Source organism: Bifidobacterium sp. ESL0800 (assembly GCF_029395355.1).
GTDB lineage: Bacteria > Actinomycetota > Actinomycetes > Actinomycetales > Bifidobacteriaceae > Bifidobacterium.
In genome coordinates this window covers 2227753-2250646 of the sequence record NZ_CP113913.1, presented here as the reverse complement: position 1 = coordinate 2250646, position 22894 = coordinate 2227753, and the positions used below count along the sequence as shown (strand labels likewise).

16 protein-coding genes and 2 pseudogenes are annotated in these 22894 nt (G+C 46.6%); 3 read left to right on the top strand and 15 right to left on the bottom strand.

Annotated elements, in window-relative coordinates; all coding sequences use genetic code 11:
• Positions 1–49: 49 nt before the first annotated feature.
• Positions 50–988: a DMT family transporter gene (locus OZX75_RS08720; RefSeq protein ID WP_277159843.1), complete on the top strand. Its 939-nt coding sequence runs from the start codon at positions 50–52 to the stop codon at positions 986–988.
• A 12-nt stretch (positions 989–1000) separates the two neighbouring features.
• Here the strand turns inward: OZX75_RS08720 and OZX75_RS08545 are convergent, their stop codons facing one another.
• The 8 genes and pseudogenes from OZX75_RS08545 to OZX75_RS08510 form a co-directional block, all read right to left on the bottom strand.
• On the bottom strand, positions 1001–1744 hold the full coding sequence (locus OZX75_RS08545; RefSeq protein ID WP_277146207.1) for an NUDIX hydrolase: 744 nt from the start codon (positions 1742–1744) through the stop codon (positions 1001–1003).
• Positions 1745–1883: 139 nt separating this feature from the next.
• Positions 1884–4034, bottom strand: a complete 2151-nt coding sequence (locus OZX75_RS08540) for a hypothetical protein (RefSeq protein ID WP_277146206.1) — start codon at positions 4032–4034, stop codon at positions 1884–1886.
• Positions 4035–4075: 41 nt separating this feature from the next.
• Positions 4076–4504 carry a hypothetical protein gene (locus OZX75_RS08535; RefSeq protein ID WP_277146205.1) on the bottom strand — a complete coding sequence of 143 codons (429 nt, stop codon included), beginning with the start codon at positions 4502–4504 and terminating at the stop codon, positions 4076–4078.
• Positions 4494–5048 (bottom strand): ImmA/IrrE family metallo-endopeptidase, encoded by a 555-nt coding sequence (locus tag OZX75_RS08530; RefSeq protein WP_277146204.1) that lies wholly within the window; start codon positions 5046–5048, stop codon positions 4494–4496. The genes OZX75_RS08535 and OZX75_RS08530 overlap by 11 nt, the downstream gene beginning before the upstream one ends.
• Before the next feature lie 133 nt (positions 5049–5181).
• Complete coding sequence (locus tag OZX75_RS08525) at positions 5182–6597, bottom strand: oligosaccharide flippase family protein (protein WP_277146203.1); 1416 nt, start codon at positions 6595–6597, stop codon at positions 5182–5184.
• Between the two features lie 47 nt (positions 6598–6644).
• Positions 6645–7439, bottom strand: a pseudogene (locus OZX75_RS08520) (glycosyltransferase family 32 protein); the annotation flags it as partial.
• A gap of 127 nt (positions 7440–7566) precedes the next feature.
• Positions 7567–8670, bottom strand: a complete 1104-nt coding sequence (wecB, locus tag OZX75_RS08515; protein ID WP_277146201.1) for a non-hydrolyzing UDP-N-acetylglucosamine 2-epimerase — start codon at positions 8668–8670, stop codon at positions 7567–7569.
• A gap of 323 nt (positions 8671–8993) precedes the next feature.
• Positions 8994–9236 (bottom strand): hypothetical protein, encoded by a 243-nt coding sequence (locus tag OZX75_RS08510; protein ID WP_277146200.1) that lies wholly within the window; start codon positions 9234–9236, stop codon positions 8994–8996.
• A gap of 498 nt (positions 9237–9734) precedes the next feature.
• Here OZX75_RS08510 and OZX75_RS08505 point away from each other — a divergent pair, with 498 nt between their 5' ends.
• Positions 9735–10739 carry a glycosyltransferase family 2 protein gene (locus OZX75_RS08505; protein ID WP_277146199.1) on the top strand — a complete coding sequence of 335 codons (1005 nt, stop codon included), beginning with the start codon at positions 9735–9737 and terminating at the stop codon, positions 10737–10739.
• A gap of 193 nt (positions 10740–10932) precedes the next feature.
• Here OZX75_RS08505 and OZX75_RS08500 read toward each other — a convergent pair.
• The 7 genes and pseudogenes from OZX75_RS08500 to OZX75_RS08470 form a co-directional block, all read right to left on the bottom strand.
• Positions 10933–12139 (bottom strand): annotated as a pseudogene (locus OZX75_RS08500) (IS256 family transposase).
• Between the two features lie 420 nt (positions 12140–12559).
• Positions 12560–13672, bottom strand: a complete 1113-nt coding sequence (locus OZX75_RS08495; RefSeq protein ID WP_277146198.1) for an acyltransferase family protein — start codon at positions 13670–13672, stop codon at positions 12560–12562.
• Between the two features lie 895 nt (positions 13673–14567).
• Entirely contained in the window at positions 14568–15704 is a 1137-nt protein-coding gene (locus OZX75_RS08490; protein ID WP_277146197.1) for an acyltransferase, read from the bottom strand.
• 38 nt (positions 15705–15742) lie between these two features.
• Positions 15743–16855 carry a glycosyltransferase gene (locus tag OZX75_RS08485; RefSeq protein WP_277147530.1) on the bottom strand — a complete coding sequence of 371 codons (1113 nt, stop codon included), beginning with the start codon at positions 16853–16855 and terminating at the stop codon, positions 15743–15745.
• Between the two features lie 17 nt (positions 16856–16872).
• On the bottom strand, positions 16873–17706 hold the full coding sequence (locus tag OZX75_RS08480) for a glycosyltransferase family 2 protein (RefSeq protein ID WP_277146196.1): 834 nt from the start codon (positions 17704–17706) through the stop codon (positions 16873–16875).
• Between the two features lie 68 nt (positions 17707–17774).
• A complete protein-coding gene (locus OZX75_RS08475) occupies positions 17775–18899 on the bottom strand; it encodes an EpsG family protein (RefSeq protein WP_277146195.1) in 1125 nt (374 codons plus the stop codon).
• A gap of 107 nt (positions 18900–19006) precedes the next feature.
• Entirely contained in the window at positions 19007–20839 is a 1833-nt protein-coding gene (locus tag OZX75_RS08470; RefSeq protein ID WP_277146194.1) for a DUF4012 domain-containing protein, read from the bottom strand.
• A 254-nt stretch (positions 20840–21093) separates the two neighbouring features.
• Here OZX75_RS08470 and OZX75_RS08465 point away from each other — a divergent pair, with 254 nt between their 5' ends.
• Positions 21094–22833 (top strand): sugar transferase, encoded by a 1740-nt coding sequence (locus OZX75_RS08465; RefSeq protein WP_277146193.1) that lies wholly within the window; start codon positions 21094–21096, stop codon positions 22831–22833.
• Positions 22834–22894: the final 61 nt, after the last annotated feature.

The window sequence follows — 22894 nt, the reverse complement described above, 5'->3', positions numbered from 1 at the left end:
CCGCCGCATACCTCGACCGCACGCTGGCCCTCTACGAGAAGGACGCCTCGTGAGATTCGGCGTATTCAGCGGCCTGCTCTGGGGCCTCGACACCGTCGTTCTCGGCATAGCACTCACCATGCTCCCGTTCTCCGATCCGTCCCAGAGCGCGTCCGCAGTCGCCATAGCCGGCGCCTTCCTCCACGACGCGCTCTGCGCCGTATGGCTACTCGTCTATATGGGAGCACGCGGGCGCCTGAGTGCCACGATAAAAGCCCTCAAAACCCACAGCGGGCTCGCGGTCATGGCAGGTGCCCTGCTCGGCGGCCCCATCGGCATGACGGGCTACCTCATCGCCATCAACAACATCGGTGCAGGCTACACCGCCATCATCACCGCGTGCTACCCCGCATTCGGAGCCGCACTGTCGTACGTAACCTTTAAAGAACGTATGAGCAAAGGGCAGATCTGCGCGCTGCTGGTCGCCCTCGCCGGAGTCATGGCCGTCGGCTTCCTTTCCTCTGGAGATTCAACACTGGCGAACCCTGTAACCGGCCTCATCGGCTCCATACTTGCGGTCGTAGGCTGGGGGTCCGAAGCCGTGCTATGCGCCTGGGGTATGCGCGACAACGCCGTCAGCAACGACACCGCCCTGCAGATCAGGGAAACCACCTCGGCAATCGCCTACGCCCTGATCGCCCTGCCCCTGTTCGGAGCGTGGAAATTCACCGCACACGCGATACCACACCTCCCCACCGCCGTCATCCTCCTCGCCGCGCTCGCAGGAACGGCGTCGTACCTGTGCTACTACAAAAGCATCGAGGTCATCGGGGCCGCGCGCGCGATGGCCCTCAACATCTCATACTCCGCATGGGCCATCATCTTCGGATTCGTCCTGCAAGACGCCAAACCAAACGTCGCGACGATAATACTCTGCCTGCTTATCCTCGTCGGCACCATCCTCGCAGCCTCGGATTGGAACGAGCTGCTCCGTGCCGGCAACAGATAACACACGACGAATTCACCGACGCAATAAATACAGGAAGAACGACGACAAGGTAATCCCGTCCACGATGCCGCCTTGCGCGATATAGCGTTTGAGATCGGACTCGGCGACCCAGCGCATATGCGAAAGCTCCCAATCGATTCCAGGCCGGCAATCCGTTTCCGTTCGCCGAGCATACGACGGCGAACGCCCGCCGTCACCGCTTTCCTCCGGTACTTTTTCCACATCACCGCTTTCTGCCGGCACCTTGGCCAAGGCTTCCCGACGCTCTTCGTCACTGGAAAACTCAACAGCAGTGACCGCGATATTGTCTCGCAATACGCCGGCATCAGCATGGATGATCTGCAAAAACCGAATCTGCCCGACATCGGAGGAAATCCCGGTCTCTTCGTGCAGTTCGCGCACCGAGGTCTCCTCGATCGTCTCGCCCGGCTCGCCCATACCGCGCGGAAACTCCCATTCCCACTGTCCCACCGAAGCCCGCCAGTGACGTGCAACAAGGTAACGGTCCTCGAAGTCAGGGCCTTCTGCAGCTTTGATTACCGCAACGCACACGGCTCCCGGCCGGTCGTCCTTGACCGAAGCGAAATGGAGGGTCATCTTTTCGCCGGTCCGCTTGGCCACGGCGCCCACCGCCGTCACAGTGAAATCCGCACCGCCCTGCTCGCGGAAAACCTGACGTTCGTTACTCAGTTTGAGGGGCGCCTCGCCGTCCTCAACCCTGAATACGTCATCGTTTACCTCAGATTTTCCTGACATATTCAAGCCTCCATATCCTAGATACCTCTGAACACACAACCTATGCATGGATAATAATGTTTATCACAAGAATAGCGGAATACACATTGCCATACTATTTTCGACATGGCGGGTAAAAATTGACGGATCCCATATTTAATCACCCATCGATAAGAACCGTTTCCCCGCTGGATTGCACTTCTTTCTTCCACCGATGAAGATTAATAAAACTGGGAAGCGTAGAAATAATCCACGAAAGGAAAACCATCAAGACCAGAGGCAACGCGTTGCCAGGCAAAACCAGATCAATCAGCACTGCCACGAGAGCAAGCACCAATGCAAGCGCCGTGTCCTCCTTCAACCCAATATCCTGACTGGAAAGCGTATGCTGACTGCCGGCTTGCAGAATACAGTACCCGACATCACGGGTATTCCCCCTGTCGGCGCCGTTCAATCGCCACCTTTCAATCGCCCCACGCGATTCGTAACAGAATGTTTGGAACTTGCTATGTGGCATGTGACGAAGCGTGTCCGTTACCGGTCCGAACAGGGTATGAATACCATTCGTCTGGGTTTCTCCACCGTTCTCTGTATTTTTGCCGTTCGCGCCTTTTTCTGCATTGTCCATACTCTTAGAAGCCTTCCTAGCCAATTCCCTGACACGATCGAGGAAACAGTTATCCACATAGATTTGCCCGTCAAGATCGTCGGTATCGATGTCTTCGGGAACCGTTTTCCATCCCAAACGACGTTTTGACCAGCACCATGCAACACAAGCGCCTTTTTTGATATTTTTCCAAGTCTTGCCGACGAAGGAAACATTTTGTTCCCGAGGTCGCTCTTCTTTGTTGCTGACGTAAATCAGATTGCAAAAGCCGTCTCCGAATTGGCTCTCTTCACGCTCTTGTGTTGTCGCTGAATCATCGCTTTTGTTTGCCTTCCCATTACCAGTAACGGTTTGAGCTCTATTAAGTTCACGTTGCGGCGCTTCTTGGACATCGGCTTTCAGACATTCGCCAATATGGTCAGCCATGGCTTTCTGATAGATGTATTCATACCAACCCTCAAACCATTTCTGTTCCTTATGCTTTTCGTCTTTATTTTTCTCGTTTTTGGTGCCGTCACCGTTTTCGTAAATATCTTTGAAAAGCTCCAGCGCCTGACTGCGAGCGCATATATTGTTTTCGACCACTATTCGCGCCGTCACCGCTCGCCTTTTATCAGAATCGCACTCAGAAATCCAATCGGTAACGGCCTTTCGTTTTTTCATATCTTTGGGTAGAACAGGTATCTTCACACCAACGTCATCGTAGGAATCCGCGTCATAGACAAAGCCTTTAGCAGCCTCTTGAACCGGAGCGGATTGAACCACGTTCTTGAATCTTTCTGCAAACTGATGGTTCTTTTGCTCCTGATAAATAATTTCCCCACGTTTTTCGGCATCAAGCCATTCCTGCCAGCGCATTGCCAGAAAATCGAACCATTGCAAGGCACGGGTTTTGCCACCGTAAAGGGCTTGCGCATCCTCTATGGATATCCCGGATTGTTTTGATCGAATGGAATCCTGTATACTCAGAGTCTTCAGGAGCGCACCAACCAATGTGCGGGCAACCGACCCGGAGCCTATCCCCGTTTCGCCACACACCTTTTGTTTTTGCACTAAATCACACACTTGAGATTCATCCGGATTCACTGATCTGGCACTAAGATGGGTTCCCCACCCCAGCGAAGCCCCCTTAAATTCAGGTGACAGCCCAAGCAACCTGCCATCCAACGTACAATAGGTCTTCTCCTTGGTTTGGATTTTTGCAGCTTTACTGGCGCCTTCCTGCTTATCCGTATTCTTGCGATTTTCAGGCCCGGCAATAAATGAAACCAGACTTTGTTCAAGAGTGTGTTCCATTCCGGAAACCACCAGCTTCGCGCCGTCCTTATAAGAGGTCCCGAGTATGCCGTTAACCGCTTTCGGCCCAAGCGCAACAAAGAACACTCCGTCAAAAAGATCGGCAACAGTGACGACAATCCTAGGCGCATACAGATACGCCGTACGGATGATGCCGGCAAAGCAAGAGGCGAACTGCGGATAACTGTTCAGAAACCTCTCACAATTGCTTTTACCGGCCGATTGTGACCATAGTCCGTTAGCGAGTTGAGCTTGTTTCGACGCTTCAGAATCGGATATCTTGCCCGCCTCGCCGCCCAATACCCCGTTGGCAGGTATCTTCAACGAATCGGCAATCCGTATCCACTGCTTCAGCTGCTCCATAGAGTCGAAATTCGCGACCATTGTCGTCTGTTCAAATTTATCCATAGAGCTTAGTGTAACGAACTACGATTAAAAGTAATAAAGATTCACAGACTGCTAGCCTGATCAATGGTAGTCGATACCTTATTATGACGCTGGGGACCATTTCCCGGAAAAAGATATTTAGCCATAACAGCTGCGATGCCGACAACCTCGACAGCCAGACCGCTGATAAAAGCAATCAGAACCGAACCTAGCTGCGTATAAGTTTTAAACCAGAAAAGAGCTACAACAACCAGTATAGAAACTCCGATGCAAATGGAAGTTGCCCATAACCCCCAATTTAAAAATTTCTCGCGATCTTCAGTAGCATTTTGCAATGCCTTAAGATCCTCTTTGTCGAATTCATCAAGAACAGACGGCAAAGAAATTTGTGGAGCTGCATCTGGTTGCGGGTATAGGCCAGTATCATTCACGACATCACAATCGTCAGTGTCATTTTTGCCCATGAGAAACTCACTTCCCTCATTCTGCATGAGAAGACAGTTTGGCGCGTCGATCTATGTTGGTCAGACGCCTATTTACTGCTGCGACAGAAACATCGAACAGCCGTGCCATCTCACTTGGTGTTTTCTTTTCCTCACGCAATTCTTCTATTTTTGATTCTGGCATCAATAAAGCCGCCGCAAATTCATCAGCAAAGAACTCATGAGGAAAATAATCATTTCTCTGATCCTTGCGACGTCCTTTTGCAAACTCAGTATCCTGCTTATCGTCATTGAACCCGAATTCAGAATTTTTTGCCAACTTTGACTGTTCTATATAATGTCCAAGTTCGTGAGCAAGAGTAAATCGCCTTCTTATTCTAGGCTCTTCAGCATTGGTATATGCATGAGCCTGCGAATCATCCGCCCTTTTTACAATTGCGCCTGATAACCGCCCAGGCAAATTCGAAGTAGTCAGAGGCAAAACATTCTCCATCAAGCATATCCGTGTAATATCAACCGGAAGACTCTGATCCCAATTTTCGTCCAATACATTTTGTGCCTGCTCCTGTGCATGCTGCCAAACATACTTCATTGTTTTAGCCTCCTTTTTAAGATATAGTTATTCAACTATACTCGTAGCGCATGATAACGTCCAGTTAGTTGTACACTTTTATTTATTCAATCTTATGCATCGCAGATCTATTCATCTTCAACGAGCGTCGAATTTAATGCATTTTTACTTTATCGAGATAGCTTCTCATAAGAGCCGTAATTTTCTTTAGCTCTTGCCTATGAATCGCGATAATGATAATCAGAATTATACATTGCACTAAAATAGATTTAACACCAAATTGGGCAATACAGATTTGAAGTAGTAAAAGGATATTCGTAACAATTGTCTGGAACAGACTAAACTTCATTTTTATATATTTTCGCATGGCTACGAGGCGAGTAATATAGACGCATCCATATCCAACTGCAGTGGCTACAGCAGCACCAAATGCTCCAAAAGAAGGGATAAGGAGGAAGTTTAATATAAGATTAATAGCCGCACCAGCAATTGTTGTATAAGAAATTACTTTCGTATCCTTTACAGCAGTAAAAACCCCTCCAATAAACTGGCTCATTGTGTCAAAGACTACAGCCAATAGGATAAATGGCACGTAATGCCAAGCTTCAAAAAACTCTTTTGCATAAAGCATACGAGCAAGCGGAATATCCAGAATAGTCAATATTGAGCTGACCGTTATGATCGCAAAATTCATTAGGGTATAAGTTTTACCAAAAAAACCGTCATTATCATGCAAATCATATTCGTTAACGGCCGAAATTGACCATGCTTGGGAAAAAATATTTCCAAACATTGATAGGATACTCGGAATCTTATAAGCGACAGCGTATACACCACTAATAGCAACTCCATACATCGCTGAAATAATATAACGATCGGCCGCGCTATTTATCCACCAAGAGACGACGCCGAAGATAAGAGGAAAACTGTACCCAATCATTTCCCTACGAACTCTTGATGATACATGAAGTTTTAGGCATCTAAAAAGTTGTGCTGCCCCAAAAAGATATATCAGCCCTATTAGAGGACCAATTGAATTTGCTAAAAGATAACCATTTAAACCCCATTTAAACACGAGTAAAAATAGAATATTAAATGTAAGTGTAGCTACTGAATTAATAATGCTCGCAACTGCTACTTGTTTGACGCAATCAATTCCTCGACAATATAAAGAGAAGGTGCTAAAGCCAGCTTGCGAGAAAAAAGTCAACGTCAAGAAAAACAGGTATTCATTTTTTAACCCTGGAATGTTGAATAAGGATACACAGAAGGAACCAAATGCAACAACGACAGTTCCAATGATAAATATTTGTAGCGCAACATTGAATACTTCTTTGTTGTCATATTTTTTGTCTAAAGCATATCTCATTGCAGCATCTTGTATGTCTAATGTTGCAATTGGTATAAGAAACATTACCGTTGTTGTAATAAGATCAGATATGCCATAATCAGCAGTAGAAAGAATATTCGTGTAAAGTGGCACCAAAAAAAAGGATAGAGCTTTCGGTATGAAACCACTTAACGCAAAGAAACCCAAATTCTTTGAAAGGAGCTTATATTTTTCTTTCACTACTCTACCCTTTTAGAATTCAAACACCCCAACTTTTAGCTTTACAGCTATTTACTCCTTTTATTGTTAAACCACGTAACAAAAGGTTTGAAATTTCGCTGCGACCAGCAGGCACAAAGCAGAGCAAAAAATGAAACAATCTTATGAGGTATCCATGGATATGTTCGTATGATGTCTCGACGCCAACGAAGAAATACAGCAGTCTCACTTGGTATCCATGAACCGTTAAAGTGATGAATCGTACAGGAATTTTTAGTCAAATTTATCTCTGAAGTTTCAAAATCCTTTGGACAGAAAAAATCTGACGGATATAGAGTAAATCCATCAATTGTTTGCTTCTCTCCATTCAGTATCAGGCCTTTTTCTATGCAGGCATCCGTAATATATGTAACATTCGTTGTCAAATTGAAGGAACCATCTGGATTCACAAACGTGCGGTTATCATAATCAGCAAGCAAACGAGCGAAAAGAGGAAAACCCCTTTCGCTAGCCATAAGACCTGTAGGAATTTTTGTTTTCGATTCAAACCCAGAAAAAGCCTTTTCAGAGAGAAATTTGTCCAACGATGAAAGCACTTCTACATCTGTATCCATATATATGCCGCCTTCATGTACAAGAACCCACAACCGGGCATAGTCGCTGACAAATGCCCATTTTTTGGCTTCATAAGCTTCACGACAATATCGACTTTGAGAAAAGTCGAAATTCGATTCATCCCAACGGACAATCTCATAATCCGGGCAATATTTCTTCCAAGAAGCCAAGCACTTTTCAGCCAATGCCGGAAGAGGTTTACCCCCAAACCATATATAATGAATCACTTTCGGTATCATTTTATATCCATTCTCATTTACAGAATTTTGACATTATATCGGCCGCATACCGCCCTGCATCTGTAGTCCAACTTCTATATCGCCAGAACATTCTTATTATTTATAGATAAGGCAGACACATTGACAACCCATTCAATTATGCCGACAAAATAGATGCTATACGCTTGCTTGCTTTACCATCGCCATAGGGATTAGACGCATGAGACATGGCAAGATATTCAGATTTATCAGACAACAGTCGAGAAAACTCGTTGTAAATAGTCTCCTCGTTAGTACCCACCAGTTTAAGTGTGCCAGCCTTTATGCCTTCAGGCCGTTCAGTGGTATCGCGCATCACAAGAACCGGCTTACCGAGGCTAGGGGCTTCCTCTTGGATACCACCTGAATCTGTCAAAATTAAATACGAAGCTGCCATAAAATTATGAAAATCAAGAACACCTAATGGATCAATAATGCGCAACCTATCAAAACCATCCAACTCTTCATGCGCTGCCTTACGCACGGTAGGATTCATATGAATCGGATACACGGCTTTTGTATCAGGGTGTTCCTCCATGACACGACGAATAGCCCTGAACATATGATGCATGGGCATTCCGAGATTTTCACGGCGATGTGCTGTAATAAGAATAAGGCGACTACCCGCAGCCCAATCGAGTACAGGATTAGAATAATCCGACGTGACTGTTGTCTTTAAGGCATCAATCCCCGTATTCCCAGTAACCCATATTCTTTCTTTTGGTTTTCCTTCCGAAATTAAATTCTGCCGACTCACCTCTGTAGGTGCAAAATACCACTTGCAAACCAAATCAACTGCTTGACGATTGAACTCTTCTGGCCAGGGGCTATCTAGGTTATAGGTCCTCAAACCAGCTTCAACGTGACCAACAGGAATATGCAAATAAAAACAGGATAATGCTGCTGCAAATGAGGTCGTTGTATCTCCATGCACAAGCACGACATCGGGACCCCAAGATTCCAAAACTGGCTTTAACTTATTCAATACACTACATGTCACATCAAATAGAGTTTGGCCTGGTTTCATAATAGAAAGATCATATTCGGGGACTACGCCAAATACAGATAGGACCTGATCAAGCATTTCACGATGTTGCCCAGTAACACACACGGCTACATCGAACTTATCCGGATAGGCCTTAAGCTCTTTTACAAGTGGGCACATTTTGATTGCCTCGGGACGAGTACCAAAGACGAGCATTACTTTTTTCATTTTAGACATGTTCCAGGCTCCTTGTCATGCTCGGTTTATTATCGAATTTACGTTTAAAAAGTCGATATGCCAGATGGGTCGTGCAAGATGAAACGCCTACTGAAACTAGATGCACTTCATCGGCGGGGCAGGTCTCAAATACTTGTTGAGTCTTGTCCTGCACGATGACGCCACTCCCCTATCTGTTGCTCTGCCCATACTATTTTTTTCAAGCTACATTAAGCGCCTGACAATAATACGTCGATTTCGAAAGGCGGCTGCACCATCATTGTTGTTTAGTTGACTGGTTTAGTCGGATGCCTCGGAGGAGTGTTGTAACTTCTCTGTCGGTGTCAGCTAGCCGAAAGCCAAGTGCGCGGGCGTTGGATTCTTACGTATAAGCTGACATAGAGATCTGGCCGCTCGGTGTCGATGTAAACGTTGAGGTCGATCTTCCTGTTGATTGAGCTCACTGTTGTGGTTGATATGGAATCGTAGAGTGTGAATCTCAGTATGGCGAACACGCTCTTGGCGAAGGCGGTGTCCTTAACGGGCCCGACGGCGTAGCCGACTATCGACCGGTCAACCCAAGCCATGAGCAGCCAAGTATACCACTAACCATGACCAAGACGCACGCGTAAATCAGGTCGCCGGATAGGCGTGCATGGCATAGCCGTCGAACTCGTGGCTGAAGATGTTGGGCATGACACACCCATCTATCTTTCTCAATCGGTTTTCTTGTCAGCGTTTGAAAACGTAGACAGTAAAGGGAGTCGCGCCTCATTCAAATTCCAAACCCAAGTGCACAAGACTCCGGACACTACCAATTCAAACCTACTTGAATCAAAATATATTACATTAACTTACAAGCTTTAGTCCTTCAGCCTAATGATTCAACAATCAAACGGAGTTTCTTTTTTCTCTTTTATGATTAAAAAACTGATTGAACCGAAATCGTGCTTCAACTAATTCAACAACACGAAACAAGTAAACTACTTAACATCCCTTGAAGGCATATACTGTCTTAGAGCGAGAAAATCTAATACAGCAAAGAATAGCTTTTGCATAGACTTCGTGAGGAGCAACCAAGTAATATGGACATTAAATCTAGCAGCGATGAACCGCTCGTCTCCGTTATAATTCCGGCTTTCAACGTCGAAGAATATATAAGCAATTGTCTAACAAATGTGCTGGAACAAACTTATAGCAATTTACAAATTATCGTTGTCGACGATGGGTCAACAGACACTACTGGACTTATCTGTGATAAGTGGAGTACTCGTGATCCACGAATAACAGTTGTACATGAAAAAAATAGAGGTCTATCAGGCGCTAGGAATCACGGGGTTTCCAAAGCTATCGGGGAATATATTCTTTTCCTCGATGCAGACGATACGTTGGATCCTGAAACCATAGCTTCGACAACAGCCCTCGCAGCTTCTTCGAATAGCGAATTGATATCTTTCGACGTACAGCCCATAGATATTAGTAGCGGAAACAAGCTGTCACGATCCGAAAGAGTATCCCCGAATCCTTTCCCGATATGTCAGAAAAGTACCGGTAAAGAATGTTTGAAATTTATTCATGCGGGAAATTTGCCAAACCTTGTTCAGACATTTCTTTATAAAGGTACGTTATTTTATGAGAAGGGCTTTACTTTTCCCGAGGAAATCAGGTTCCTAGAAGATGTAGCCTTTGTAAATCACGAATTTGATAAAATCAACACGGTAGCATATATTCAAAAGCGTTTTTACCGTTACGCGTGCAATAGATCAGATTCTTTGACAAACACAAAAGACATTAAAAGCATCACCAATGCTTTTAATCTCATTATTTCTCTCTCTCATAACCGCGCCTCGTATGATTCAGACTATATAAATTATTTGCTAAACCTACTGTTTTATACTGAAACACTTCTTTTCAATTCAAATGACTTCGATAAAAAATTAGACGCACAAATGCGCAAAGAAATACATAAAATTGCCCCTAATTATCTCTTGAAATCGCTTTCAAAAAGAAACCTTGTAAAGGTCCTACTCACCACGTTTCACTTATTCAGGCCAAGTTTTTTGCTGTACAAGCATCTAAATCGTCATTGAGCGGAACTTTAAAGAAACGACAAAACAGACAAAATCTTTTAACAAGCCCTATATACTAAACGAATATTGTCAAGACTTCTGTCTCAACGCACAATTAAACAATGATAATATCTCTGGCTTGTTTTCCGTATCCCGATACCACCATCCTAAAAGTATGTTGGATAACGTCCGGTTTGTTGCGCACTTTCGGTTTTCAGCCTTGGTCGCCTCTGTGCGGTGTTTCAACCGTGTCTTTTATTATCGGTTCGAGCAGTGACATGTCGAGGTAGCGGTGGTCCGGCCAGTCCTGGGTGACGTGGCGGATCCTCGCGGTGACGAGCGTGAGGGCGCTGCGGTCGTCGGGGAACTGGCCGACGACCCTGGTCCTGCGCCGTATCTCGCGGTTGAGGCGTTCGATCATGTTGTTGGTGCGGATGAGCCGCCAGTGTTCCATGGGGTATTCGGGCAGCTGGTAGGCCGTGGCCTCGCCGATGCCCTCGCGCAGGCAGGAGGCGGCCTCCCCGAGCTTTCCCGAGTCGAGTTCGGCGGCCGACGATTCGGCCTCGGCAAGGGTCTTGTCGCGGTCCTCCATGGCGAATATGGCCTTCACATGGCCGCCGTCTTGCGTTTCCGGCTGGGCACCTTGGAGAGGACGTTGCGTTCGAAGTGGACCATGCACCGCTGGTAGCGCGCCCCGGGCAGCAGCCCGACGGCGCGCACCAGCCCCGGGTTGCGGTCGCCTATGGCAAGTCTGACACCGGTGAGCCCGCGGTCGGTCATCGAGCGGATGAACAACTCCCAGCTGGCCGCGTCCTCCTTCATGCCCTCGTCGATGCCGATGATCTCGCGCCGCCCGTCGTCACCGACTCCGATGGAAACCAGCACGCTGACGTTCTCGATGCTGCATCCCCAGGAGCGTTTCAGTCAGATGCCGTCCATGAACACGTAGGGGAACGCGCGTTCGAGCGGACGCCCGCGCCATGCGTTGATGTCCTTGTAGACCTTCTTGAGATCGTCAGAAAGCGTCTGGGGGGCGGCATGCGGTCGCCCCACAGCTGCTCGCCGATCGAATCGACCTGACGGGTCGACACCCCGCTGAAGTACATCTCCATGAGCGCCTCCTCGACGCTCGACTCGCGCGTCCGGTAGCGCTGGATGATGGCCTACTCGAACAGCGCGCCCTTCAGCTTCGGCACCCTGACGGTCATGCTGCCGGCCTTCACCGTAAGCCCCCGCTCGTAATGGTCGGCGCGATACGCCTTCCGGCCCGCCTTGCGCTCGTAGCGTCCGGCGCCTGCGGCCTGGTCGGCCTCGGCGTCCAGCATCGCATTGAGGATCTCCTCGACTTTCGAGGAGACGAGCCTGTCGAGCTCGGTCTCGAACTTGGACTCGTCGACCTGTATGATTCTGTTATCGAGCATGATCACGCCTGCTTCCAATCGGTTTTCTTTGTCAACGTTTGAAAATCGTACACAGGCAAGGGCCGTGCCCCCCCCCTATCAAATCCCAAAACCCAAAGTGCGCAAACTACTGGACACTACCACCCAGTCGAACTGTAATATGTCATTATCGGTCATGGTCCCCAACTCACTTTCCAATTAGCGATTGTTTGATCTAGCGATTGAAAAACGTACATAGGAGAAGGGCACTACCCGTACAACAGCTTTTAGGAAGAACTGTCAAACAACAACGGTGTTGCAACGAGCACTAAGAATCACCTGCGATAAGCCCTCAATCTAATGCTGATCGTAACAGTGACGAGCCAGAAGTCACTGGAAACTGGACAGTACGAAGGTGCGACCATGGCCGAAAACCGGAAGCACGCAATTCACTGGATGTTATCAAATTCTAAACACTCGAGTTATTACATTGTTGGTCTTGGACCATAGAAATTCGAACACACGTCCTTTCTTCCTATCCACAGTTAAAGAGAAAATGCAACTTTTCACGATATCTAAGATTACGCACAATACACAAACACCTATAACGATACCAATTGTGTAGGGTACCATCCATACCGTGGAATATATCTTATCGGATATCAAGGTAAAGTAATTCCAAATCGGCCCCCTCAATGTGGAGAACTCTGTGATGAGGTATATAGAAAAGACATGCGAAGCCAAACCATTAATGGCCTTACTCGAAAAATGAAAATTGTAGAAAACAATAAACCACCCTACTACTTCAAATAAAACCGATGGGTTGAATGTAGTAGGCTCTTCACCTCGTTTGGTAAATACATGTACCAGTGACCAAAGGTATCCAATTGTGCAACATATGATACCCAACGTTCTTTTTTGTAGCAGCCAAGGTACGTACCAGCGGATATAGGCCACAATCGTAAAAATAGCTATAAAATCAAGGTTGATAATTCCCGGAGAAAAACTGATAACACTATTCGAATTCTTAAAGATGGGAAGCTGCGTAGAAAGTCCAGCAAAAAGCGCTATTACGCATAAAACAAAATGCCACCTTTGTGACAGGGCTTTCAAACCAGCGATAAGAAATGGAGCAATAATCAAAAAACCCATATAGCTAGTTGCAAACCACCAGCAATTCGAGGTCGTTGGCAGAAAAGCAGAAACGATAAATTTGATTCTGTCCTTCAAAGATTCTTGGCTAGGCAATAGCCCAACAAGGAAACTAATCAAAGTCAATAAAAGCGACCAAAACAACAAGGTTCTTTCTAGAATCCAAGCTTTCTTAAACGATTTATGGACAGGCAAATCAGAAACACACAAGAAATATGCAGTAATGATGAAAAAAAGTATAGCCCCGACTCGCCCCTGAGTTAGAAATAAAGTCTCTAATAAAACTTTATTGGCACTCATAGGCCTTAATCTTAGCTGAAGGCCAAATAAGCAGAAATGACTACCAATAATCATAACCATAGAGAGGATACGCAGTGCTTCAAAATTTGAACCACGTAATGGTGCTACTGTCTTCTTACTCACTAATTAAGTATACATTAAGCCACATACAGAAGCATTATTATCTGGGAGTGCGAACGTTTTCTTGGACTGGCTGTGTGGCCACTCCCTGGTTTTTCTATATTGTACCGAGCTAGCCAACTCGCTGATTTCTTGATACGGGTCTCTTTGTAGTCGTCACGTGCGCGGCAAGCCGCCGTTCGAACTTCCCATAGGCGGCCCCTTCCCCTGTCACAGCAGTAATGAAACTCGTTCTTGGTCTTCCGCCGAAGAAGCCCCCATCGCGCTGTTGTCCTGCAAACATCCCCTAGTACTCATCAAGCACGTTAGTCTGCCCTCGCTGCAGATCGCAATCAAGACTGACCAACGATTGTGGCAGTGGAAAACCGGATCCCCGAGTGAACCACCGGCCGCTCGCCGTCCTTGAGCGTGGCCATCGTCATTCGAACATGGTGTCCGTCATCACCTAGTCAGAATACTTTGAGCGAATGACGCCCCTGTCACATAGCACTCTATGACCGGCGACAGGTACGCCTTCGGCCGTTAAGCCTGAACTCGGTCACGTCGGTCAATAACAGCCTGCTCGGAGCTTGGCCCTGGAAGTCCCGGTTCACGAGGTTAGGTGCCTCAGTAATCTCGCTGGCGTACGAGCTATACCATCTGCACTGTTTGACGTATACGGACTACGAGCCTCTCCTCGCCCATTAGATGCAGCACGAAACATCAAGGGACCGTCATCATCCAGGCACAGCATGCGGCAGATAGTGCAGTGACCCAGATCCGACCACCATTTTGTGCATCATCATACCCGGTGAGAAATACGAGACAACTACCCGATAACGCTCCTCCATGCCGGACAACACGAACTCCAAGTTGGACACAGAAGCGTCCAACTTGGAGTCTGCACCCCGACCATTGTCTATTTAAACGAGAAAATTCTACCAATTATGGGAATTTTCCTGCATGCCCATGTCACGACTGCACAAAGGAAATAAATTGCCAAGGCTAAAAAGACATCTTCAACCATAAGACGACAAGAAGAACCCCTCCCGACAGGCAAAGCAAATACACCAGAGCCACTGCCCAATTTTGATAACAAGAAATAGACGGGGAAGTGCAACATATATACGCCAAATGTATTAGAACCAAAGAAAATTACGATTTTAGTGCAAGCCTTAGGCAAATGAAGCGGTATGCAGAGTAGCAGTAAAAGAGCGACAATCGTCAACATCGGTAATATTACGCTAAAATCGAATTTTGCATATTCCGTATTGGCAAACTTCTGCTGAAAATAAAGCATACCATCGAGTAGTATCCAACAGATTATGACACCGGATAGAAGACTCAACCTGCCTTTGCGTGAAGTTATAAAGTACCGACCTTTGGATGTATTGGCATAGCGAGCGATATAGCCACCAAGCATAAAATACACCAGCACATAAGCGTATCCTCCAAAAACCGAAAAAGATCCGAGTGGATCTAAGACATCAGAGATATTATGTTTTGTTAATCCCCCAAACAACAATAGAAGAAACTTTGCAGTTGGCAATAGAATAGTAAAGAATAAAAGCACTAAAAACAGCCATCGAGTAAAGAACGGACTCACAGCATCAAAAAGATACTGGATTATCGGGAATACAAGGTATACACCGATCAATGCATTCAGGAACCAGAAAAAGCCGACAGGATAATCGCCTAAACTTGTGCCGCCAAGTAAAAATAGGACCATTTGTTTAATGGTAATCGATTCCGTCCCAATCCATAAATAGAAAGCAATGTTGATTAATTTCCAAATTTCCACAAAAATAATTGTGGACACCAAACGTTTAGTATGTTTTTTTAAATTTTTATACGGCCGGTTGAGCAGTAAAGCACCGTTGACAATAAAGAATAAAGGTACTGCCATCATCACAAAGCTCCACACAGCCCGACCGACAAATGTCCAATCAGGGAACCATCTTAAATACGGTATATGCAATAGTATTACAAACAACATCGCGAAGGCTTTGACAAAATCAAAGCCGACCACTCTTTGTCGCTGTTGTGCCACGGGCATCAGAACGCAATCCTTCTCTTCGTTGATTATCACTATAGCTAGCTACGGTAGACCTCTTCTAGTCTTTTTGTGGTAGCTACCCGATCCATACCCATCTTCCGTACATGTGCACCTCCTTCGCGACGTACCGTCACATCATTATTCTGCCACTGTCTGATAGCTTCATTAACCCATAAATTGACATCTTGAATTACAAGATGCACTTCCTTCAGATCATTGTTATCTAACACTGGTATCTCTTTCGAGAGAAGCATCGGTAGCCCGTTTGCACAAGCTTCGACAACCGCAAATGGGGCGCCCTCGAAAAAACTGGGCATAGTGAATACATCCATCGCGCTGAGATAAGCTTCAGGACGAACTGAATTTCCCGGTAAGAAAACATAGTTTCCCAAACCCAAGGTATCGGCGTAATCTTTAACGCGTTCTTTCAGCGGCCCCTCCCCCACTAAGACCAAGTAGGCAGATATACCCGAATTACGCAGCGATTTGAGGATGTTGACCTGAAATAGAGGATTTTTGGCCTCAGCCAAGCGCCCAACAGAACCAAATAAAAGAGCGCCATCAGGCACACCTAATTGTCGCCGTATCGCTACCCTTGATTCTTGGTTAAAACGGAAACGTCGAGTGTCAATACCATTCTGAAGGACTGTAAAAGGCTTACCAGCAAATAGATATTCGCCAGCCTGCTGTGAACACGCCAAACGATCCGTTGCTGTATTGCCAAATAACGCTCTCCCAAGCCTATGCGCGACATCTTTAATACGTCCGCCCGAAAAAGCTGAGTTATGAGAGTGGACGACGCGAACCGGAACTTTGTGCTTTTTTGCAATCTCAGAATAGACAAAGCCAACACCATTCATCGTATTGATATGAACGGCATCATAATGATGAGTCGCGAGAAGATCATTCCACGCCTTAGTACTGGAAATAAGGCGTCTGACCAAATTCGGTTTTTGATTATGGAACACGACACTGCGATGGCCACCAAGTTCCTTGATACGCTCGTCATATGCATCGCTCCAGTCATGTGTGGAGAAGATGTCGAAGCCGAAACGATCACGATCCAAGGTTTCAGCAGTGTTCATCACGAAGCTTTCAATGCCTCCGACACCCCAAGCTTCAGTGTAAAAAAGTATCTTTCTTTTTATCATTTTCAATTATCAAACCTTTAAAGCAAAGCTTTTCTAGCGTTAAAAAGATAATGATATTTTCTGAAATAATAAGAGAGCCCACTGATATGTCTGAGATTCATTCTACTGAAAAACCTATGCTGTGAGATTCTTTGATAATCGTGCATAATGTCAGCTTCAGGGCAAAACACGACACGTAATCCAGCCCTATGCACTCGAACACAATAATCGACATCTTCAGGAGCATAGAAAATATTCTCGTCCAACAAACCAACTGTTTTCAACGTGGAATATGGCATCAGCCAACATGCCGAAAGCAAATACGGCACGTCCTGCAGCCCATTATTGACCGAGGTCTGAGGGATCTCCATAAAAGCTCCCTGACGTTTTATAGATTTTGCAGGAAAAACTTTACGAAGTTTAATACCTAACGTAGGCAGATTCCTGCCACTAAGCTGATACTCACCGCGTTGATTATGCATACGCGGACCGACAAGACCTATGGCATGCCCAGTATCTCTGTTGAGCTGTTCTACCATTGACGAGAAAGCCTCAGCGCCTACTTGCGTATCTGAATCAATGATGCAGACATAATCGGTATCAGCCGAAACCATTCGCAGGGCCAAATTACGAGACCTTGTAGTACCGATGTTTCTATCTAAAGAAATAAGCTTTATCTCTGAGTTTGAAGCGGCTATGTCCTTAACAAGATTCTGAGATCCATCAACCGAACCATTGTCAACAACAAAAATTCTAATTTTTTTGAACGGCAGCTGCAAAATCGACGTTAAACAAGTTTCAATGTATTTAAGAGAGTTCCACGTAAGAACCACAAAAGATGCAGATGCCTTTTTAATCAGAGGGTTTTGCACATTTGTCTCCTGCTCATAGAGTCCCAGTATCTCAATTCCATTTCAAATTCCGTATGACACTAATAAAATCACTGAGGAGTCCATCTCCGAATAGCGCTTAGTACATCAGTTTGCTGCCAGAAAAAAGAATAATCTGTCCACATGAATCGTTTGGAATAGCAATCCGCGACAAGATAAAGAGCAAAAACGAGAATAATCAGAACGTCACACCACAAAGGAATAAAACGTGTTTCTTTTTCTGTGTCAATTTCTTTGTTACCCATGCAACTCGGTATCAGAACAGATGAAATCTGCACACCGTAGAAAGGCAATCTTGCCAGTACTGGAAGAACCAACGCCAAAGCCTGGAAAAAAATACCATAAAAGAAAATTCCAACTTCTTTTTTATCTTTATTATCACTTTTCGTTTTATGGAAACAATAAAGAACACCGATAAAGACGAGAAGCCTGAAGGTAAAAACGGCAACATTCTCGAGAGAAATTTTGGAATCAAACTGCGATCCTACGTAATTTTGCACATAAGGAAGAATATTCATCGCTTTGTGTATCAAGGGAGTTAATACACTAAAGAGAATCACAGATGATATCGAAACAACAATCATTGTTAAGTCAGAAAAATGCCAATGCAACACAATCGGTATGAGCAAGCAAATTAAAGCTGACGGGTGGAAGCAACAGGCCAAAATTATTAATAGATAATATATTATAACTTTATTCTCAATAAAAAAAATAAATGAAAAAAGAACAATTGAAAGTGCCAGAAATTGACGGTACTGATTCACCGACTCCAGTAAATTGCCGAAACTTAATAATATGAACAATGTTACAGCCGGCATCTTGCTTAAACGCCAAACCGCAAAAAGGAGAAAACCGAAGGTCAAACCGGCCATGACAATAAAGAGATACTGATACTCATCCAGTCCAATGACACGAAGTGCCAGACTAACTAGAGTATATCCCGGAGCGAGGTAATCCCTAATACCGAGAGATCGAGTCCCCAATGCTTCAAATTGGCGTGCATACATAAGCGAATCTCGGCCAACATTCCAAGACCTTAAACCTACTATGCATGTCAGCATCAACCAAATCAGGACAAGAATACCACAGGAAAGAGAAGCCGAATACGATTTAACTCTTTGAGCAATCCATAGCCCGAACGAGGCAATGAGAAATACAGATACAATTACGGTCATTCCTCTCCATGCCTTTCTTCGCAACCGTTTTAATTTTTATAGCTTCTGAGTTTTCTAAGCTCAGTAATCAAAATCTGACTTAAATAGTCTACTCTCCCATCAATATGTCAGTAGTTTATCTTAGTGACACCCGGATCTTCCCAACCCATCGGGCTTTGGTCCAGCTCCAAATCGGAAACGGTCTTCGCAGATGTGGTTACGTCGAAGGAAAAAGTCACCGTCGCGCCTGGCGGCAAAGTGGCCACGCTTGCCCGCAACGGCTTGTCGTTTAAAGTCATCTGTTTCGGCGCGCTTGCTTGCCCATGAATGACAAGATTAGTAACGCTCCCTCCCGCGGGAGCATAAATCAGCGTTTTCTCGCTGCCATATCCCAACGGAACGCTCATTGGATACATGCCTTTGATGTAGTCAGGCAAAGACGAAACCTCTGTCTGGCTCAAAGTATTCGTCATACTATAATCGACATGATAAGTTCGAGCACCCGTAGGATTGGTACTGGTCTTGGTAATTTTGGAAGTACGCTTGATGTACCAACTCATCTTAGAAACATTTTGCTCGTTGACATAAACACCTACCTCAGGATTCTCCTCGCTGTTCGGTGTCTGTCCTGTATAGCCATTCGCCATATATTTCTGCTCAAGCTGAGAATCGAAAGAATACATCGTAAAATGACGCCAACGTGCCATGCTGCCCATAACCCCAGCGATTTTAGAGATTTTATCAAAATTCATATTCGAAAACATGTTGTTCATTGATTGTGTTGCCACTTCGCCAAAAAGAACATCCTGCTGCCCCGGACTATACACTTTATAAATAGTATTGAGTAGAAACTCCGCTGTATTCTGGCCGTCGAGTACCTGCCCATTCGACAACTTCACGCTACCGTTTATGGCAATCAATTGCTGCAAGAAAACCGGGTCAATGGTAATCACCCCATCAATAGGAGCATTCGTGCCCCAGGGAGTTTGATTCCACACCACTTGCATCATCTGTGCAGTACGTGCAGTGTCGGGAACTACCGCAGAATCGCGAATATCGAGCGACATATTTTCCGGACCCCAGTCAGAAAAAATCGCTCGTTCACTGGCAGTGGGGCCGACCGCACCGTACCGTTCGTAAGTGAGGTTAGGAAGGAAATCTCCAACGGTTATTTTCCCATTATCGGTTGTAAGGTCTCCTATAGAACCAACAAGACCACCGCCGGATCGAACCTCGGAAGTGGTCATGGACATCACCGCGTAATGATGCGGCTGATTCACACCAAGAAAATCAGGGACGATTTGGAAAGCTTTCGAAATTTCGTCAATCTTCTCGGCCAGAGCATCAAGCTTCTTATCTGAAGAGTCATAAGCGTTGCGAACCACACCTAACTTTGCTTTCTGCGCAGGCAACTGGTGAAATGCATTTACTTGGGCCTGCATGGAATCGTTGGCAATTTTTATCTGTTGCTGTGACTGCAAAATCGGCTGAAGATTAATCTGTCCGTTACCCTGGCTGAGGTTCGCGGATTTCAGCTGGTTCACCACGTTAAGAAATTGCGGGACAGAATCATGCGTAATCCCGTCAACGCTCGACGTCATACCCTGCACCGTCTTGATGTCGTTGCCGATGAACGGAGCCTTGGCGGCCAGATTCCAAAGCCTGCCATGTGCAATTTCCTTGGCCTGTTGCGTTTCGCTCTGCACCTGCGGCAGTTTCTGCGAAATCTGATCCAGCGAGTCCAAATCGTTGGTGCTCGAGAAGCCGCTGAGCATGGTTACGGCGTTCTGCTCGTGCGTCTTGACCTCTTTGGCCTGCCCATACATGGTCTTGGCGGCATATGCTCCGACCCCGGCCATGGCAACAAGCAGCACGAATATCACCAGCAGGACCCACGGCCAGGCACGATGCCGGCGCATAGGCCTGACGGCCGCCAAATGCCTACCTTGTGGTTGACGCATGAAACTTCCCTTCACTGACATGACAATGAACCATTATGCTCTATTACCTTGGATTTCACGACTTTGAGGCAAATTCTGCACAGATTCGGTATAAGTAAGGTAACCCTGGCAGACATAACACGGGCCTAGGCAGTAGCATGACTATGCAGCACAGTGAGACCGACACACGCCGAGAACTGCAACAGAGCAACCTTCTTTGCCTATGTGTTATGTATCATTGGGTGAGCGGTTTCTTAAGAAGAAGAGGTTACATCGTGGCACAGAGAGTTGAGTCGGGTCATATTCAGCAGACCCCTGACGCGACGCACCTTGACGACAAAACCTTGAAAATCGAAGGAAATCCAGAACTCCCATTCACCAATAAACGCAAGAAACGCACCGCTTCATCAGACCCGCATCGCGTCGATACACCCGTGAGCAACAGCTTTTTCGACGGCTCGTATTTTCTTTCGGACAGCGAAGGCAAGTTCCATTCCAAAGCCACTGATTCCAATCATCAGCTGCTCAACTATTCCATTCCGAAATGGAGTTTCGTCTTCAACACAACCCTTATCGTGCTCGATATCGTCATGACGCTTTTGGCTACGGCTCTAGTGTTGTTTCTCGATACTCCTGCCTACGCGAATTTAAGGAATTACGGCTATAGCCCGAAACGGCTCAACCTATTTCTTGTACTCATCTGTGTCGCGTGGATCGTGAGCCTCGCATCGCAGCACATCTATCACCGTCACGCCATGGGCGAGGGCTACGAGCTGTATAGCGAGATCCTCAACGCGACGTTGGTCGATTTCGTCATCATCTGCATGTTCAGCTATATCTTCAAGCTCGACATTCCGCGTTCTCTGACCGTTCTCATACCGCTTTGCTCCTGCGTGCTGGAGCTGCTGGAACGTTGGATCATGCGTCGTTCTTTGCATCGGCATCGCCGCAAAGACACCTACATGTATGACACTGTGATTGTCGGTTCACCCGAGGGAATCCACAACGTCATCGCGCAACTCAAGGAAAATCCGGGTATGGGCTACAGGCCCGTCGCGGTCTGTCCCGTGGTCTCCGTCTCCGATAGTTCTGAAAATCAGAACTCCCCGGACGCACAGCAACTCGTTTCGGTGCCGTTCAGCGCCACCTGCCCGGAAGAACAGAAACTGCGGATATTGCCGATGGACTCTCACTTGCCTCAAAAGGCGAGGGAACTCGGCTCGCAGGCGATTCTCATCGCCGACGTCATGTCCCGGTATTCCGAGACCATGCGTACCTTCTCGTTGGCGGTGGAGTCCATGGGAATCGAGCTCGCGTTCATGGCCAACGTCGCCGATATCGCATCCTCACAGCTCCATCTGCGCAGCAACCCGTCGATGCCGATGCTCACGGCCCGGCTGCCGCAGTATTCCACATTGACCAGAATACTTAAACGCGCCTTCGACCTCGTCGGTTCCGCCTTCGCCATCATCATCTCTTCGCCGCTGATGGCATTCGTCGCCATCCGCGTCAAGAGCGAAGACGGCGGACCGGCGATGTATTCCCAACAGCGTATCGGGCTTTACGGCAAGCCGTTCACGCTCTACAAATTCCGTTCGATGCGCGTGAATGCTGACAAATACGACGAGAAGGTGGCCGAGGAGACCGGCAACGTACACGGCATTTTGTTCAAGGCCGAGGACGATCCGCGCATCACCAAGTTCGGTCACTTCATTCGTAAGACATCGCTGGACGAATTCCCGCAGTTCTTCAACGTGTTCAAGGGCGACATGAGCCTCGTCGGGCCCCGGCCGCAGCAGCAGTACGAGGTGGATCAATACGGCTCGCTCTATTCCGCACGTCTCTTGGTCAAGCCCGGCATCACCGGGCCGTGGCAGATTTCCGGACGCAACGAACTGAGCCAGGAAGAGAGCGAACAGCTCGACATCTCGTACGTCGAGAACTGGTCGTTCACCGGCGACATCGCCATTCTGCTCAAAACCGTCATGGCCGTTTTCCGCGGCACCGGCGTGTAAATCACACGCCACCCAGTTTGTGTTCAATTTTGTCTTTGTATTTGTGTTTGTAGTTGTATTT